The sequence below is a fragment of the Halomonas sp. BC04 genome (assembly GCF_000568385.1).
The window spans coordinates 1-15,866 of record NZ_AZQX01000025.1 but is presented as its reverse complement, the minus strand read 5'-3'; the positions used below and the strand labels follow the sequence as shown (position 1 = coordinate 15,866).

General features: G+C 58.8%; 14 protein-coding genes and 3 pseudogenes. 7 read left to right on the top strand and 10 right to left on the bottom strand.

The annotated features are described in order from the left end of the window. Window positions 1–897: DUF3100 domain-containing protein (locus tag Q427_RS02210; protein WP_155833429.1), on the bottom strand; the 897-nt coding region annotated here is incomplete at its 3' end. A gap of 388 nt (window positions 898–1,285) precedes the next feature. Here Q427_RS02210 and Q427_RS02205 point away from each other — a divergent pair. Together Q427_RS02205 and Q427_RS02200 are read left to right on the top strand one after the other, a co-directional pair. Beyond that, the gene (locus tag Q427_RS02205) at window positions 1,286–1,576 is read left to right on the top strand and encodes a type II toxin-antitoxin system RelE/ParE family toxin (RefSeq protein ID WP_043510573.1); all 291 of its coding nucleotides are present in this window, start codon (window positions 1,286–1,288) and stop codon (window positions 1,574–1,576) included. A 5-nt stretch (window positions 1,577–1,581) separates the two neighbouring features. After that, the gene (locus Q427_RS02200) at window positions 1,582–1,887 is read left to right on the top strand and encodes a HigA family addiction module antitoxin (protein ID WP_043510568.1); all 306 of its coding nucleotides are present in this window, start codon (window positions 1,582–1,584) and stop codon (window positions 1,885–1,887) included. Between the two features lie 21 nt (window positions 1,888–1,908). On the opposite strand, the gene Q427_RS02195 is transcribed toward Q427_RS02200, so the two are convergent. The 5 genes from Q427_RS02195 to Q427_RS02180 form a co-directional block, all read right to left on the bottom strand. Next, window positions 1,909–2,919 (bottom strand): GSU2403 family nucleotidyltransferase fold protein, encoded by a 1,011-nt coding sequence (locus Q427_RS02195; protein ID WP_043510565.1) that lies wholly within the window; start codon window positions 2,917–2,919, stop codon window positions 1,909–1,911. Between the two features lie 278 nt (window positions 2,920–3,197). Continuing rightward, window positions 3,198–3,722, bottom strand: a complete 525-nt coding sequence (locus Q427_RS02190; RefSeq protein ID WP_043510563.1) for a DUF1269 domain-containing protein — start codon at window positions 3,720–3,722, stop codon at window positions 3,198–3,200. 806 nt (window positions 3,723–4,528) lie between these two features. Then, on the bottom strand, window positions 4,529–5,038 hold the full coding sequence (locus Q427_RS02185) for a CAP domain-containing protein (RefSeq protein WP_051496055.1): 510 nt from the start codon (window positions 5,036–5,038) through the stop codon (window positions 4,529–4,531). Between the two features lie 134 nt (window positions 5,039–5,172). After that, window positions 5,173–5,316, bottom strand: coding sequence for a hypothetical protein (locus tag Q427_RS30935; protein ID WP_155833428.1), 144 nt, complete (start codon window positions 5,314–5,316; stop codon window positions 5,173–5,175). Window positions 5,317–5,717: 401 nt separating this feature from the next. Continuing rightward, window positions 5,718–6,020 carry a hypothetical protein gene (locus tag Q427_RS02180; protein WP_043510562.1) on the bottom strand — a complete coding sequence of 101 codons (303 nt, stop codon included), beginning with the start codon at window positions 6,018–6,020 and terminating at the stop codon, window positions 5,718–5,720. Between the two features lie 214 nt (window positions 6,021–6,234). On the opposite strand from Q427_RS02180, the gene Q427_RS28495 reads away from it, so the two are divergent. Beyond that, on the top strand, window positions 6,235–7,110 hold the full coding sequence (locus tag Q427_RS28495) for a LysR family transcriptional regulator (protein ID WP_081785779.1): 876 nt from the start codon (window positions 6,235–6,237) through the stop codon (window positions 7,108–7,110). A gap of 7 nt (window positions 7,111–7,117) precedes the next feature. Here the strand turns inward: Q427_RS28495 and Q427_RS36655 are convergent. The 4 genes and pseudogenes from Q427_RS36655 to Q427_RS02160 form a co-directional block, all read right to left on the bottom strand. Next, a pseudogene (locus Q427_RS36655) lies at window positions 7,118–9,537 on the bottom strand (GcvT family protein); the annotation flags it as partial. 1,036 nt (window positions 9,538–10,573) lie between these two features. After that, window positions 10,574–10,879, bottom strand: a complete 306-nt coding sequence (locus Q427_RS30930; protein WP_155833427.1) for a hypothetical protein — start codon at window positions 10,877–10,879, stop codon at window positions 10,574–10,576. Then, window positions 10,876–11,298: a hypothetical protein gene (locus tag Q427_RS30925; RefSeq protein ID WP_155833426.1), complete on the bottom strand. Its 423-nt coding sequence runs from the start codon at window positions 11,296–11,298 to the stop codon at window positions 10,876–10,878. Before Q427_RS30925 ends, Q427_RS30930 begins: the two co-directional genes overlap by 4 nt. Window positions 11,299–12,016: 718 nt before the next feature. After that, a pseudogene (locus Q427_RS02160) lies at window positions 12,017–13,012 on the bottom strand (IS481 family transposase). A gap of 298 nt (window positions 13,013–13,310) precedes the next feature. On the opposite strand from Q427_RS02160, the pseudogene Q427_RS33140 reads away from it, so the two are divergent. The 4 genes and pseudogenes from Q427_RS33140 to Q427_RS02150 form a co-directional block, all read left to right on the top strand. Beyond that, window positions 13,311–13,358, top strand: a pseudogene (locus tag Q427_RS33140) (hypothetical protein); the annotation flags it as partial. An 18-nt stretch (window positions 13,359–13,376) separates the two neighbouring features. Beyond that, on the top strand, window positions 13,377–13,733 hold the full coding sequence (locus tag Q427_RS33135; RefSeq protein ID WP_231613322.1) for a hypothetical protein: 357 nt from the start codon (window positions 13,377–13,379) through the stop codon (window positions 13,731–13,733). A gap of 24 nt (window positions 13,734–13,757) precedes the next feature. Continuing rightward, window positions 13,758–14,519, top strand: coding sequence for a tyrosine-type recombinase/integrase (locus Q427_RS33130; protein ID WP_231613321.1), 762 nt, complete (start codon window positions 13,758–13,760; stop codon window positions 14,517–14,519). 97 nt (window positions 14,520–14,616) lie between these two features. Beyond that, window positions 14,617–15,606 (top strand): hypothetical protein, encoded by a 990-nt coding sequence (locus Q427_RS02150; protein WP_043510560.1) that lies wholly within the window; start codon window positions 14,617–14,619, stop codon window positions 15,604–15,606. Window positions 15,607–15,866 lie beyond the last annotated feature (260 nt).

Below are 15,866 nucleotides of genomic sequence, written 5' to 3'. Positions count from 1 at the left end.
GATGGCGGTCTTGCCGAGTTCCTGCTCGGGGCGCGGTTCGGCGGGGATGTCGCTGTCGTCGCTGCCGGCACTGGCGGCGACCTGGGCGCCGACCGGCATGGCCTTGCGCTTGCCCTTCAGCAGGGTATAGAGCTTTTCGGCAATGGGCAGCGCGATGAACAGCGTCAGGTACAGCCCGGTGGCGTAGGTCATGAGGTTGCTGGCGCCGGCGAAGGCGAGCAGTTCGTCTCGCATCTCGGGAAGCGTGCCGGCAATGGCAGCCGAGCAGGCGGCGACCATGCTGCCGCTACCCACACCGCAGGCCATGGCCAGGGCGCGCGGGTCGAGGATGTCGAGGGAGGCCAGGTAGCCTGCCATCAGGGCGAACCACAGGGTGCCGAACATGGTGCCGACGACATAGGTACCCATGACCCCGATGCCTTCGGGTCCCTTGAGGCCGTACTTGTCGGAGATCACTGCGATATTTGGTTCGCGGGCGATGGAGTAGGTGGCACCGATGGCTTCACGCCCCATCTTGAAGACCAGTACCGCCACCGGCAGGGCGATCAGCATGGTGCCGAGGTTGCCGAGTTCCTGCAGGATCAGCGCGGGTCCGGCATCGATGAGGTCCTCGATGGCGGGGCCGATGGTGGAACCGAAGCGCGCGATGAAGGGCATGATCGAGAGCAGGATGAGCGGCCCGGCGGCAACGCTGATCCTGTTGGGGAATACCTTGGCCGCGGTGCGCGTCACGTTGGGGTTGAGCAGCACCCCCAGGATGAAGGCGTAGAAGAGCGGCAGCAGCAGCAGGGAGCCGGGCCCCATGGGGATCTGCTGAATGCCGATGAATTCAGAGAATAGCGAGACCAGGATGACCAGCGCATGCAAGCGCCAGTCGAGCAGGGTGGAGAGAGGCATGGGGGATCCTTTCTTGTTGGATGTGTTTGTTGCTATGCCCGTGCAGCACACCCCTGAGTATTGTGAAGCCCCCCGCGCTAATGAAAGGCGATAGGTGTTCTTTTTTTTAGAGCGGCTGGTGTGTGAGCCGCCTGCGGTGTCCTAGATAGCTCGTAGCCTCCGCCGAGGCGCCTGACGGCGCCAGTCGCGATGGGGACTCGGGGCGCCGAACCGAGCGCTCCGACAGCTGCTTTATCTAATGTAGGAGCATCTTCAGATCACGACTGGAGGCCGAAGGCCTCCCCGGCGGTGTTGCCGGCGTTTGCGACGACCAGCTACTTTCGCTCTTAGCTCATGCTCGACTTGAACTATACCATTTGGCGGTATAGTGTAATCGAAAGGGGGCAAGATGATCGTCAGCTTTCGTGATGCCTGGCTCGAAAATTTCTTCGTCGAAGGCACTGCTCATAAGGGCATACCCAATACAATCGAGTCAGCTCTGGCAAGCAAGCTGGACATCATCGATGCCGCCGTGGATGAGAGCGATCTTCACGTGCCACCTGGCAACCGGTTCGAGCGCCTGCAAGGCAAGCTGGAAGGCAAATGCTCCATTCGCGTCAATATGCAGTACCGTCTCATATTCGAGTGGGACGGGGACAAGGCACATAACATCTACCTGGATCCGCATACCTACAGGTGACTGTGATGTTCAAGATCAATCGTAAACCTACGACTGTCGGCGAGATGCTGACTCATGAGTTCCTGGAGCCGTTCAACCTCAGCCAAACCAAGCTGGCTGAGAGAATGGGGGTTTCTCCACGCCTCGTGAATGAGCTTTGCCGGAACAAGCGGGCGGTTACAGCGGATACTGCGCTGATGCTCGCCCGCGTTTTTGGCAACTCCGCGCAATTCTGGCTGAACCTGCAGCAGAAGGCTGATCTCTGGGAAGCGATGCATGACGCCAGGCGCCTTGAGCGCATTGAAAAGGCTCAGCCTCTCGAGTTCGCCTAACTCTTGGGCGATCTCCATCATTTATACGTCAAAGTCGTCGAGATGGGAGCTGGCTTGTTGCCTTACCAGATGGGGGAAGGCCCGCTCGACGGCTTGTGTCGTTGACAGTTCCCGTAGCTCGTCACGCAGAAGGGTGGCGACTAGTTGCGCTTGCGCCGCATCTCGATGGCGTTTGATGGGTTCGCGGTCGGGTTGCTGGCTCGCATAGTGCTTGTGCAGCACGAACGCTCGTGGGTCTACCGTGGACAGCCGAAGCGGCATGCCTCGTTCATCGAAAACAACGGCTTCGAAGCGCGGTGAGGCAATCGCCCACTTCAGTGAGTCGATGCCCACCGGCTTCAGGTCTCCGGCTTCCAGGTGGTGTTCGAAGTCGTTCATTGCCATCACATCGGCGGCCTGGGTAATCAGGTCGATCATGTAGCCCTGGGCATTGGCGGCACGAAACTCGTAAGGCGTATCCGTTAGCGGTTCGAACGAGTGATCGCTGGATCGTATGACCGATAACAGGGTGTCCCCCTCCAGGGCCGTTACGATCCTCAAGCCTTGCCGGGCGTCCATCAGAACGTCGATATCGGCAGTCGCCAGGTGTTCGGGTTCGATCCGTACGCCGGCGCGGGCCTCGTAGGCATATAGGGCGTTGGTGCCGATGACCCGAAAGGGGAGGCTCTTGCGTTGCAGTGCCCGGATTACCCTGGCGCCGGCCACTGGGAATCGGTTCAGTCGGTTGGCCCGGATGTAGGCGGCGTGCAGCTGAAGCTGTTCCTTCAACGACTGCTCCCGAGCCTGGTACTCGGCCTTGCGCGTATCAAACGCTTCTTGAATGGCCTCGGTTTCGGTGGACCGCGGGCCTAGCGAGTGGTTCTTGCCGCCGGTATAGGCTCGATAGAGGTACTCCCGCCCATGGATACGCTTCCAGTGCATCGAGCCCTTGACCTGTCGCGCCTGGCCGCGATGCTGCTCCAGCGCCTCGAAAAGCTGGATGGCATTGACGGCAACGCGAATTTGTTCGGGTTGTAGGCGCTGATACGACATGGAGGCCCTCTACAAGTGGGGGTTAACTAATATCTTATCGATTATGATCGAAAATTAGTTAAAGTCCAGTTGGCCGGCATCGACGGCGCCACACCGTTGTAGAAGCATCCTCAGATCACGACTGGAGGCCGAAGGACTCCCGGCGTTTTTGCGGGTTTCTGCGACGCCACCGACGTTGTAGCCTCCGCCGGGCGCCTGGCGACGCAGAGTCGGAGCGCCGAACCGAGCGCTCCTGTCGCTGCTTTGTGCTGGCAGCCTGTTGCCAAGCGGTGGGATCATCAGTTTCCTTCACCCACATTTTCCGCTCTGTCCTTGGCGTCAATCTTGTCGATGATCACTTCGGGATGGTGATGCTTGATCACCGTCTTGAACGTTTCCTCCTGCTCCTCGGGTACATCGATGATCAGCAGCATCGCTCCTCGCTTGATCGCTTTGTCGTACTTGCTGACTTTGACGTCACGGACGGATACGCCGACCATCGTGCTGGTCCAGACGCCGAACAGGGCGCCAAACACCACCATGGCGAGGGTGATCCAGACAATATTCGTGCCGTGGATGATGAAGTGGGCGACCAGGCCAAGCACGAAGCCCAGCACGGCGCCGGCAATGGCGCCACGTTTCCAGGCATTGGCGACATCGCTGGTCTGGATCAGTGTGGCAACCGGCACGCCCTCCTTTTCCAGGGGCCTCCAGTCCTTGCCCATGACATGCAGGTCCTCCTTGGTCAGGCCCATGGCATTGAGTTCATCGACGATGGTGGAGGTGGTCTCTTTGTCGGGTATCAGAAAGTACAGGCGCTGCATCGAAATCTCCCTCATTCCAGATGTCATTTATCCCTTTATCTTGGAAGGTGTAGCAGGCCAGGGGTGAGCTGCGCCATGTTTTTGGGCTTTCTGCTGTTGTGGGGCGATCTCCGCCGGGGAGCCTGGCGGACGGAGGTTCACTGGAGCTGTTTGCCTTGCCGATCTTTGGTGAAAAAAGCTCTACTGACTCTGGTCGTGGGCAAAATGGCGCACCATTTTGTAACATTGGCGTGATATGGCACCAGAATGGATGTGTCAGCGCCATCTTGGTGCAAATTGTCGCTATCGTAGTGAAATGTCGACATCAATGGGGCATGATGTTTTTGGTCACCCAACAGGAGATGCGTCATGCCAGAATCACAATACGTCGTCAGCCTGAGCAGTGAAGTGCTGGATCACTGGGTTTCACACGCCCTTGCCCAGCAGGCAGCCCAGGAAGCAGTGGCGGCCTTTATCCGTTAGTGGTAGCTGTCCTTAGCCATAACCGGACCACGGAGGGTCCTGCATTTCCTTTCTCCTCCTGAACCTCCCGCTGTACTCCGCTTCTATCACCTTCGCTTTACAGTTTTCACTGCTTTGCTTTTTCCCTATTGCTTATCGCGTTCCGTGTGGGTAACGGCGTGATTCGCTATTGCCGATGCTGCAACACCGCCGGGAGGCCTGCGGCCTCCAGTCGTGAGCTGAAGCTACTCCTACATTAGATAAGACAGCTGTTGGAGCGCTCGGTTCGGCGCCCCGAGTCCCCATCGCGACTGGCGGCGTCAGGCGCCTTGGCGGAGCAGCGTTGGCGGTAGCCGTCAGGGTATTCAGCGCGGCCGGGCCAGGACCTGCGTCCAGTAGGGTGAATAATCCGATCCTTCCGCTTCGACGACGGCCGCGCCCATCTCGGTGAATTCATCACGCATGATATTGGTGCAGTGGCCCGGGCTCGAGAGCCAGCCCTCGAGGACCGTGGCCACATCGGATTGACCGGCGGCGATGTTTTCTCCAACCGCCATCCAGTCATAGCCGGTCTCGCTGACCCGTTCATTGACACCGACGCCGTCGGGGTCGGCGTGGTCGAAGAATGCGTTCTCTGCCATGTCCCGAGAGTGGTTCGCGGCGGCCTCTGCTAGGCGACAGCTCCATGCCAGGGGCTCCGCCGCCTCGAATTCGTCATCGCCGCATTGACGCGCTGCGCTACGTACTTCGTTTACACGCTCCAGCATTGCCCGCTGCCGTTCGTTCGGCTCGCAGCCGCCAGCCTGAAGGGGGCCGGTGCTGACCAAGCTGCACAGGGGCAGGAGCAATATGGCCACTCGATGGGTGCTCTGCATGTTGCCTTCCTCTGGCTGCGGAATCGGTTGGCGCCTGCCCCTTGCTGGATCCGCACAGCCCCAACCACCCATAGGCTCCAGGCTGGTTGGGCAGGTTGCGTGGAGCCGGCCCAGGGAACGGCTGTCGGTGTCGTTCAGTGACGCCGGTTGTCGCCCGGCGGTTGGTTGCGCCCGGCGCGATAGCAGCTCCAGGCGTGCTGCTCCTCTGGCTGGCGGGTTTCGCGGCTCTCCATGACACCGAATAGCCAGGCTGCGGCATGCTCGATCATTCGCTTCATGCTGACCTCCATGTATTGGCTGGTGTGCGTACCCTCACCTTCTGTATGGACAGTAGAGGCGCTTGCCGTCAAGCATGGCAAGCAGGGACGTCGTCACCGACTGTTACCTACCGGTAGGGGCGCGACATATCCGTACTGAGTGAATTGGCTTACAGGTTCTGTCCGCGATCTCTTACAAGCCGACATAACATGGGTTACTGGAACTGGCGCTGTGGCATGCCATCATGGCTATACAGGGAAAAGGAGAGCCCGGCAGGGAAGAAGCGTCAGGATGACCAGGAACCAGGGAAGCTCAGGCAGGATGCCATGAGAGGGTGAAAGGATGCATGTCTACGGGCCCGGCCTTCATGGCCGGGCCCTTCTGTCTGTCATGGGCCTATGCTTCGGCCCCGGTTTGTCGATCAGCGCAGCGCATAGCCTTTATGGCTGTTCGGCGCTGTCGCTGTCTTGGCGGTAATGCCGGCGGTCTTGAGGTAGTCTCGCATGACGAGTCCGTTCGCCCATTGCTTTGCAGCCTCCCAGGCATCGGCTTCCGACGCGGTTGAACTGAGCGGAGGCATGGAGTGCAGGGACGGACCCGCCCCGTGGGTCGATTGCCATCGGGCTACGGCAAGCCATTCACAGTTGAACGGATCTCGTGTGAGAACCAGTTCAACATCGATGCCCTGCTGGGTGTAGTTTATCCGTTTCATTGTGATCGCCACTCAAGGTATCCATTCCTGTTCAGGCTAGTGGGGATCGAGGATATTGGATGTGAGCCTGGGAGGGCATTGTTGTAAGAGATTGCCGCCATTGGCGCGCAGGGCGGCGCGATCTCTCCGGGAAGAGGGCTGTTGATGGCCCTGACCGCCGTGCTTGTGAAGGCCTCATGAACAGGGTATAGGTGCTGCAGTCACAAGCAGGGTATCCAGACAGAGCATGCCACTACAGAATCTCCATCTTAACTGGCTGAGAACCTTCGAGGCGGTTGGGCGGCACCTGAGTTTCTCGAAGGCTGCGCAAGAGCTGAGCATGAGCCAGTCGGCGGTCAGCCAACAGATCAAGCTGCTCGAGCATAAGCTGGGCCGGCCGCTGTTCGAGCGGAAGACCCGTTCCATCCAGCTGACCGCGGCGGGGCGTGCCTACCACGGGGTCGTCCGCGAAGGGCTCCAGCATATGGAGCAGGGGCTCAACAGTATCTTCGATACCGCGGCCCAGGGGATGCTGGAGCTCAGCATCAACAACACCTTCGCTCAATTCTGGCTGGCGCCGAGGCTGGGGCGCTTTCATGCGCTGTATCCCCTTATCTCGATACGGCTCTTCGGCATGAACTGGGAGGCCGATGCGCCACCCAGCAGCGCCGAGCTGGAAATCCGATACGGTTCCGGCAACTGGCCGTCGTTCCAGGCTCGGCGTCTGCTTTCGCGTGGGCTGCGGCCCTACTGCGCTGGAAAGCTTGCCGACCGGTTGCGGGAAGATGGCGGGCTGCTCGACCTGCCATTGATCGATGTGCTGGGCACGCCCAATGGCTGGAACGATTGGCTGGCCCACTACCCCCAGGGCGGGGCGGGCAACGCCTCGCGCTTCCTTGTGGACAGCTACGCCATTGCCGCGGGCATGGCGGTGGAAGGTGTGGGGGTCTGCCTGCTCAATGACGAATTGGTGAATGGCTCCTGCTTGCAGTCATCCCTGGTTGCCCCGTTCGAAGAAGGTATCGAGTGCATGGCAAGCTATTACCTCATCAAACTTCATGAAAAGCCCTTGTCCGGTGCCGCCCAGGCTTTCCACGACTGGCTGCTGAAGGAGATCGGTTAGCGCCGCGTCAGCTTTTTACCCGGGTCATGTCAGGGTCGTGGAGCGCGCGCAGGCTGGCCTCGACCCCGTAACGTTGCGTGGCGACCTCGATCTCGTAGTTGCCTTCCCTGATCCATTCCGGCGTCACGCCCTCGGCGTTCTCCACATAGCCCATGGCCACGTTGCCGCCGACGTAATGGCCGTACATTCCAGAGGTGGTTCTGCCGACGATGACGCCGTTACGATAGATCGGTTCTTCGTGGTGGCTGGTCGCCTCGGGGTCCAGGAACCGGAACAGGACCATCCGCTTCCTGATCCCCTCCGCCTTTTGTCGCTGAAGCGCCTCCTTGCCGATGAAGCCGCCGGGCTTGTTGAAGGCCACAGCGAAGGAGAGCCCGGCTTCCAGCGGGGTATCCTCCTCGGTGACGTCGTGTCCGAAATGGCGGTAACCTTTCTCGATGCGCAGGGAGTTGAGGGCGTGATAACCGCAGAGCTTGAGGTCGAAGGCCTTGCCGGCTGCCACGATACGATCGAAGACATCGGGTGCGAACTCGGTGGGTATGTAGAGCTCCCAGCCCAGTTCCCCGACATAGGTGATGCGCGAGGCGCGCACGCGGGCGTAACCCAGCTCGATTTCCCGGGAGGTGCCGAAGGGAAACCCTGCGTTGCTGAGGTCCGCATCGGTGAGCTGCTGAAGCAGGTTTCGCGCCTCGGGCCCCATGACGCCGAGGACGGCCATCGAGGAGGACACGTCGGTCACGATGGCGTTCGCTTCATCGGACGTATGCCGCTGCAGCCAGTTCAGGTCGCGGGTCTGGGTCGGCGCTCCGGAGACGATGAGGAAGCTGTCGGCGGCGAGTCGCGTCACGGTCAGGTCGGCCTCGATGCCGCCACGCTCGTTGAGCCACTGGGTATAGACGATCCGCCCCGGCTCGACATCGATGTCATTGCCACAGAGGCGGTTCAGCATCGCCATGGCGTCACGTCCTTGCACCAGCAGCTTGGTGAAGGAGCTCTGGTCGAACAGGCCGACGCGTTCGCGTACGGCCCTGTGCTCCGCTGCCGACCATTCGAACCAGTTCTGCTTGCCCCAGCTGTAGCGGTATGCCGCCTTTTCGCCAGGCGGGGCGAAGAAATTGGCCCGCTCCCAGCCGGCGACCTCGCCGAAGCCGGCGTTGGCTGCCGCCAGGCGTTCATGCAGGATGCTCTTGCGCACATTGCGCGCCGTCTCGAACTGCCGGTAGGGCCAATGCATGGCGTAAAGCAGGCCGAGCCCTTCCCGTGTGCGGTCGTACAGGTATTCGGCATTTCCCTGGAAGGGCTGGTTGCGGCGTACATCCACTTCCCACAGGTCCATGGGGGCGTGTCCTTTAGCAATCCATTCGGCCAGGACCTTGCCGGCGCCCCCCGCCGACTGGATGCCGACCGAGTTGAAGCCGGCCGCAATGAAGTAGTTGCGCAACTCCGGCGCTTCACCGAGATGGTAGCGGTCATCGGGCGTGAAGCTTTCGGGACCATTGAAGACCAGCTGCAGCCCGGTGTTCGCAAGGGCGGGAACGCGACGCATGGCCGCTTCCAGGTAGGGCTCGAGATGGTCCAGGTCCGGGGGAAGCTCATCGAAGCTGAAGCTGTCCGGGATCCCCTGGTGTCCCCAGGGTATGGCATTGGGCTCGAAGGTGCCGATCAACAGCTTGCCGGCCTCGGTCTTGAAGTAGTTGCAGCCGTCGAGGTCACGCAGGGTCGGCAGTTGAGTCGCCAGGTCCGGGATTTGTTCGGTAACGACATAGTAGTGTTCGGCGGCGTGGAGCGGCACATTGACCCCGGCCTTCCGCCCGAATCCGCGGGCCCACATGCCGGCGCAATTGACCACGAACTCGGCATCGATCTCGCCAGCTTCGGTCACCACGCCGGTGGCTTTGCCGTGTGCCACCTTGATATCGACGACAGGGGTATTTTCGAAGATGCGCGCACCACCCATGCGCGCTCCCCTGGCCAGGGCCTGGGTCACGTCGACGGGGTTGACGATGCCGTCGAGCGGCAGGTGGATACCACCGACGATGTCGTCGATATCCATCAGCGGCCAGAGCGCCTTGGCTTCATCGGGAGTGACCACGTCGCAGGGAAATCCGCAGAGCTTGGCCATGGAGGCGCCACGCTTGAGTTCGGTGAAGCGCTCCTGGTGGGTCGCGATGCTCAGCGAGCCGTTGCGCACGAAGCCTGTCGCCTGGCCGGTTTCGGCGCTCAGGCGTTCGTAGAGGTCTGCGCTGTAGCTGGCCAACATGCTCATGCGTAGGTGGCACGCAAGGTGGGCACAAGGCCGGCCGCATGCCAGGTGGTGCCGCAGGTCAGCGTCTTGCGCTCCAGCAGGACGACATCGCGAATGCCCAGTTGGGTGAGGTGGTATGCGACGCTGCAGCCAATGACGCCACCCCCCACGATCACCACGCGTGCCGAACTCGGCAAGCTATTGCTCATGTCAGTTCCCCCGAACGCTTGTTGTTGGATACGAGACGTTACCTGATGCTAGGAGGGGAGGCGGCGCGGGGCGAACGATTTATCAGCTGTCGATTAATAAGTGGTGCTTATTCGTCAGCAACGAAAAACCGCCACCCGGCATGATCCGTGGTGGCGGTTTCTCTTTGTGTTTCTGGTCGGAGCGACAGGATTCGAACCTGAGACCTCTGCAACTCCATTCCTTTATTTAGCATTTATTCATATAAACGCATACTGCGTAAAATGGGGCGAAAAGGTTGGTAAATCAAAACTATATCGTGACCAACCACTTTATTAGATGTTGCTGCCTGTTGCTGACGGCTGTGTTCCAGCTGGTACCCAGAAAATCACCTTTCCCCATGCCGGTAGCCAAACGCGAGGTCTATCTTCAGGATATGACCGAGCGTCGTGAGCCACATGCAAATCAAGCTTCTAACTTCTTCATATTCTACCTCCGGTAGGAGGGCACTACCTTTCAGGCCCATACGGAATTGCCACCTACCAGAGCAACCTGAATGATCCATCGCGACCTGTCCCCCCCGACCCGCATGGCCTGCTCGTCGCTGTGATCGTGCTTCCCATGTTGCCGATAGAGGGCCCTGTTGGTTTTCTGGCTACGCTGGTCTCATTGGGAATCTATGTGGCATGCGCCATCAACGGCAATCGTTGGCGGGAGAAGAGCCTCATCGACCGTGGCTATGATCATGTGAATACCGTCTCGGCATCGAATCCCGAGGGGGCCGTTGCGCTCTACCTGAAGGGTTGGTATACAGAGGAATAGTTATGGAAAGAAGTGACACGCAGGGAGTTGGACTTGTGTTGAACATCCGCCCGGATCTAACCGAGGCGGTTTCTCCCAGCATGAGCCAGTGAACGTAGAATTGGCTGACCCACTTAGTACTGTGAGTGCCAATATAAGCCCGATTCCTAGACGGTTTGGATCCGCCAAATCCACATGATATGACGAAGAAACTGAATAAATGGGTTAAGTTCAGGGCAGATAGGCTGATTCTACTATAACCCAGCCCTCGCTACCTTTGGCAAACCTCATAGTATCGACCGCATTAATTGAAGAGCCGATTCCTGTGAGGTTGAATTCTACATCACAGGTATGGCCGGTAGTGCTATTGCTGGAGACGCATTCTATAACCTTTACGTCACGCACCGAAACGCCAGGTCCAACGATGGCAGTAATGGCCTTTTGAACGTCGCCAGCTGAAGGGTCACCGGAGCAACCACTGAGTGCCACAAAAGCGAGTGGAGATAAAAATAGAAAGCACTGCTTTTCTTTTTTCATCGCTTCGTAATTTGAAAATACGCACCGTCCCATGAGATATATCCTGTGATTGCATCTTTTTTGATGACGCTAAGCCCAGGTGCATGCCCGCCTGAACCGCATTCAACTTTCAATAATTCTACCGAAGATCCACCTATTTCAAGACTTTCTAACGGAAATCTGCTCCCTGTTAAAAAATCACCGGCAGTCACAACCTCTGTTTTATATATTGGATTGCTGCAAGCATGGTCAATTAAATTTACTGAGTTTTTACCATAGTGAATTGTACGACCTATGTAAGTAGCTGCCTCCTCATCTGTCATAGCGCTAATGTGGGGATATTTTACCTCTATTAACTCCCAGCTACCTAAATACCATTCATTTGCTTCTGCAGCCGCAGGCAACCATAAAAGCAATGACCAAATGAGGTAAGCATGCATATCGATCCCCGTTAATTTATGAATTGTTGTTCACAGTGAGTATGCTCGACCCACTTCCAAGAATAGAGTTAAGGTAACGTTCCTAAGCATCAGCTTAGAGTTGTCTAAGGAATTCTACCTCATCATAATAGCTCAAAACGGAAAGTGGTTTTTTCAATATAGAAGCATGACAGTGTTCTGACAGCCTTTATTCTTGAATCTCTGGCATGGGCTCTTAGAACACTCATAACCGTCTGGCGTGCATGTCAATATAGTGATTAACGTCGTTCACCCGAACAGACCCATGCCGGGCTCTCGTTCATCGGCCAGTGACTTGAGCCCGGCTTATTTTGAACTGCACTCGGACCTTGGTCCCAGTGCTTTCGTTGAGCCGCCGCCAGGTATCGGCGTTCTCGGCTGGGCCTGCATTACCCTCTCGTAGCAGGCCCCCGTGTGAGTGAAGCTGCCTGGACTAGCCAAGGCGTGCCATTGTGAGCTAGAGAACCGCTTCATCAACAGACTTCATTCAGTAACGTTTTAAAAATTTGCCGGAACCCACTCCCCGTTAGCATAAACCAAACTCAAACGGACTTTGTGATTGTTCGCGTATAGCTCTTCCATATAATAGGACGACGCCCAGTCAAATGGCGTATAAAGCACTTCTATTTAAAAGTCATAGTAAGATAATCCACTTATATCCTGGCTTACTTCACCAAGAGCAATGTCAGTAGATTTATAATTACCTATAGTTGTCGGGTCCCGTGTGATTGACCACCCGCTTAGTAAATAACTCAGGCCGTTTGGTTTGCCATTCCTTCATCGCTGCAATCGGTGATTGATGGTGCAGCGCCTTCTGCGGGATATGGTGATTGTACAGCCAGCAGTAGCGTTTCAACGTCTGCTCCAGGTCCTCGCCTGACGAATAGCGGCGAGTCGCCAGTACATCGCTGATGCGGCCGTTGAAGCGCTCCACCATGCCGTTCGTCTGCGGCCTTCCCGGCTTGATCAGACGATGTTCGATGCCAAGGGCCTGGCACTCCTGATCGAAGGGGTGGCGGCCGCTGGGCTTGCGCTCACCCGCCCGCGTGAAGCGATCAGTGAACGACTTGCCGTTGTCGGTCAGCACCGTCTGGATCTTAAAGGGAGCCTTTTCCTCTACCCGCTTCATGAACGCCCGCGCATCCTTCGCGGACTGGCTGCACCTGACCTCCAGATAGACCCAGCGTGTGGCACGGTCGATGGCGACGTACAGGTAGCGCTTTTGCTGCTCGTCGGGCATCTGAGGTAGGTGTTTGATATCGATGTGTACGAAGCCCGGCTCGTAGTCCTTGAAGGGCTTGTACCGGGGCTTTTCGTCATCGCCGGCGTCCTGCCGGGCCAATGCCGCCAGTGTCGGCACCTCGCGCCGCTGTAGCATGCGATGCAGGCCAGAGCGGGACAAGCGGGGGTTCAGGAACTCACGCGCCACGACGAGGAGATCATCCAGGCCGAGGCAAAGGAATTCGCGAGCCCTGATCAGCACCTCCTCCTGTTCGGGAGTGAGCGTGGCGAGCAGGTTATGGCGTGTGTGCGAACGGTCATAGACATCGTCACGGTACCGCCAGCGCCGGATGGTCCCGGTGGTGACGCGTTACTGACGGGCCAGCTCACTATCCGTGATGCTGGAGGGTGCTGCCTGGATCTCGGCACGGATCTTCGGTGTCGTCGTCGCTTGTTTATGCAGCTTGATGTCCATGAACCTGCTCCCGGATGAATTTCTGAAGAAGCTCCCTCGCTGCTAGCAGAGGATAACTTCTATAGGCGATCCGATCATCCGGGATCCTACAGCTACCTATTTGCTACCTAGAAAAAGGGGCCGGGCATGGCAGGCGACAACAAGCTGAAGCTGACAACCAAGGCGCTGGAGCGGCTTTCCAAGGAGCCCCCGGCCGATAGCGTATTCGACACTGAGCTACCTGGCTTCCACGCGCGTCACAGCAAGCGCGGCCTGACCTTCCGGCTTTTACTACCGCACCAAGACAGGCCGGCAGCGCATCCTGACCATTGGCCGCTACGGCACCCGCACCGTTGCCGAGGCGCGTGCCCAAGCGAAAGATGCGTTGAGCATCGTGGCCCAGGGTGGCGCCCCCCGCGCGGTGCTGGAGGAGGCCAAGGCCGAGGAGGAGCGCCAGCAGCATCAAACCCTTCGCGCCTACCTAGCCGGTCCGTATGCCGCCTACCAGAATCGCAAGAAAGACGGCGCCGGCAGCCTGCGGCGCATCGAGAATGACTTTCCCGAGTGGCTGGACAAGCCCATGGGCAGCCTGACACGCGCTGATGTTGAGCGTTGGCAGGCCAAACAAGAAGCCGCCGACAAGCCACGCGCCTTTGGCACCCTGAAGCGGTCCTATGATGCCCTGTGCGGCCTGCTGGCCCATGCTGCCGAGCGCAAGGTGATACCGGCCCACCCGTTGTAGGGCGTCAAGCTGCAACGGCCGGCCATGACCGAGGAGGAGATGGCCGAGCAAGCATCCCAGCGGCGCTATCTTGAGGCCGAGGAGGTCAAGGCGCTGTTTGCCGGCCTTGAGGCGTACCAAGAGGCCAAGCGCCAGCAGCGGCGTAGCAGCCGCGCCCATGGCAAGGCGTATCTGCCGGACCTGGATGGCGTGGCCTACGTGGATCACGTCGCGCCCTGGATTCTGACCATGTACTACACCGGCTTTCGGCCGGGCGATCTGTTTGGGCTGCGCTGGGATCACGTCAACCTGACTTTCCGCACCGTCCGCAAGGTGATTGAAAAGACGGCGCACCACCGCGAGGAGCCCCAAACCTTCCCGCTGTCCACTGAGGCAGTGGCCGTGCTGAAGGAGTGGCACCGGCAGCAAGGCGAGCCCACCACCGGGCTGGTATTCCCATCGCCGCGCAACGGCAAGCGTATGAGCGCGACCGCGATGCAAAAGCCATGGGCGTCTGTCCGCAAGCTGGCCGGGCTGCCCGATGACCTGTTGCTGTACAGCCTGCGGCACAACTTCGCTAGCCAACTGGTGATGGCCGGCGTTGACCTGCTGACGGTTTCCAAGCTGATGGCGCACAGCGACATTCAAACGACGATCACGTTTTACGCGCACCTGCGGCCGGACCATTCCCGCGATGCTGTCGAGGCGTTCGCCAAAGCGGTGCCCAGGGCGCCAGCCGAGGAGGGGGGCGCCAGCGACAAGGCGCCAGCGATCCGCGAAGTATCCACCAAGGTATCCACCAAATGACCGATTTGGCCGGCTAGGGCCGTACACCCGAAAGCACGGCGACTCCACCGTGCCCGCCGGCCAACCTTCCCTGGAGTAAGCGCGAGGAGTGGCGCCGATGGCTTTGGGATCAAGGCTGTATCATTTGAAAAGCTGGCTGACGTTGAATGATGCGGCAGCCCACCTATCAGCAGTGTTTTCCGAATCAGTAGCAATACACGATGTCTTGCACTTGGGGCTTGAAGGGCGTTTGAAACTGTCCGTGCTTTTTTTGGCGCCAGCACATGCCATTGAGGGAAAGATTACCCACATAATGGATACACGTGTGGCTATTCATCCGCCTGGCAAGATTTTGGCATGGACTGTGGGGGACATGGAAATGAAAGCCGCTGCCGCCTTTGGAAAGACTCTTTCAGAGGTTGTTTCAGGGGACAATGAAATGAATAGGTGGCTGGAAAGCGGTGCCCTGATGGCTACACCCATGGCGCCAAGGTTTACTGAGGATGCGTTTATCACATGGTATGGCGACGTTATGCCGGTTGAGGGCGTGTGGGATTTGCCGCTTTTGGCCGGCGAGAGAGTCAGCGTCGAGGAGCTGTACAGCAGCCAGGTAGGAGGCGAGCCCGAGCTCGATGTCTGGGTGCCTGATGGAGCGTGGATAGAAAGAGAGGGACGAGTCTATGCCTTGAAAGAGCGGTTTCAAGAAGAAGGCTTTGGCACCAAGACACTTGAGCAGCTAACAAGCTGGGAGAATCGCCGCTACAACCCTTCCAAGTGGTTTGATCTGGACCGGCTGCCAAGTGATAGCCGTATCGTGATTCGTCGGCAAAACCTTGATGCCTTCTTATCAAGCCTTGATGAGCAGGAATCTGGGCAGCCTACCGAAGGCGAGGATCTGCGAGCCCTTGAGGCGTTCGGCCTGTTGGTGGAGTTGTATGCCAGTCAACATGGCCCCGATCATCGGCATGGAGCGCGGCCGAATGCGACACGCATTGTCCAAGATATGTTAGCCGCCGTGCCCGATGACGTGACCAACATGGGCGACCGCAAGCTGAAACAGCATGTTGGCGCGGCAATCAAGGCATGGGAGGCCAAGAAGAGCCGATAGCCTGCAATCTGCATTTTGCACCTGCACCACGGCAGCCCCGGCCGTGGCCACCATCGAAAGTGCCAACCGGCAAACAACCGGAATTAGGAGCGCTTTCGATGCCCACCAAGACACAACCCCCCGGCGACATTCTCGCCAATGCCCTGGCCCGATGCCGCGACGGCTTCGACCCGGCCTGATTGAGCTGCCCGAAGCCGCCGTATTCCCCGGCTTGATTCCCGCCCAGCCGGCGACCGCCCGCAAGGCGCGCACCACCGGCA

Coding starts and splice junctions, on each gene's coding strand:
- Q427_RS02205 (WP_043510573.1), top strand. CDS start 1,286: ATGATCGTCAGCTTTCGTGATGCCTGGCTCGAAAATTTCTTCGTCGAA.
- Q427_RS02200 (WP_043510568.1), top strand. CDS start 1,582: ATGTTCAAGATCAATCGTAAACCTACGACTGTCGGCGAGATGCTGACT.
- Q427_RS02195 (WP_043510565.1), bottom strand. CDS start 2,919: ATGTCGTATCAGCGCCTACAACCCGAACAAATTCGCGTTGCCGTCAAT.
- Q427_RS02190 (WP_043510563.1), bottom strand. CDS start 3,722: ATGCAGCGCCTGTACTTTCTGATACCCGACAAAGAGACCACCTCCACC.
- Q427_RS02185 (WP_051496055.1), bottom strand. CDS start 5,038: ATGCAGAGCACCCATCGAGTGGCCATATTGCTCCTGCCCCTGTGCAGC.
- Q427_RS30935 (WP_155833428.1), bottom strand. CDS start 5,316: ATGAAGCGAATGATCGAGCATGCCGCAGCCTGGCTATTCGGTGTCATG.
- Q427_RS28495 (WP_081785779.1), top strand. CDS start 6,235: ATGCCACTACAGAATCTCCATCTTAACTGGCTGAGAACCTTCGAGGCG.
- Q427_RS30930 (WP_155833427.1), bottom strand. CDS start 10,879: ATGAAAAAAGAAAAGCAGTGCTTTCTATTTTTATCTCCACTCGCTTTT.
- Q427_RS30925 (WP_155833426.1), bottom strand. CDS start 11,298: ATGCATGCTTACCTCATTTGGTCATTGCTTTTATGGTTGCCTGCGGCT.
- Q427_RS33130 (WP_231613321.1), top strand. CDS start 13,758: ATGACCGAGGAGGAGATGGCCGAGCAAGCATCCCAGCGGCGCTATCTT.
- Q427_RS02150 (WP_043510560.1), top strand. CDS start 14,617: ATGGCTTTGGGATCAAGGCTGTATCATTTGAAAAGCTGGCTGACGTTG.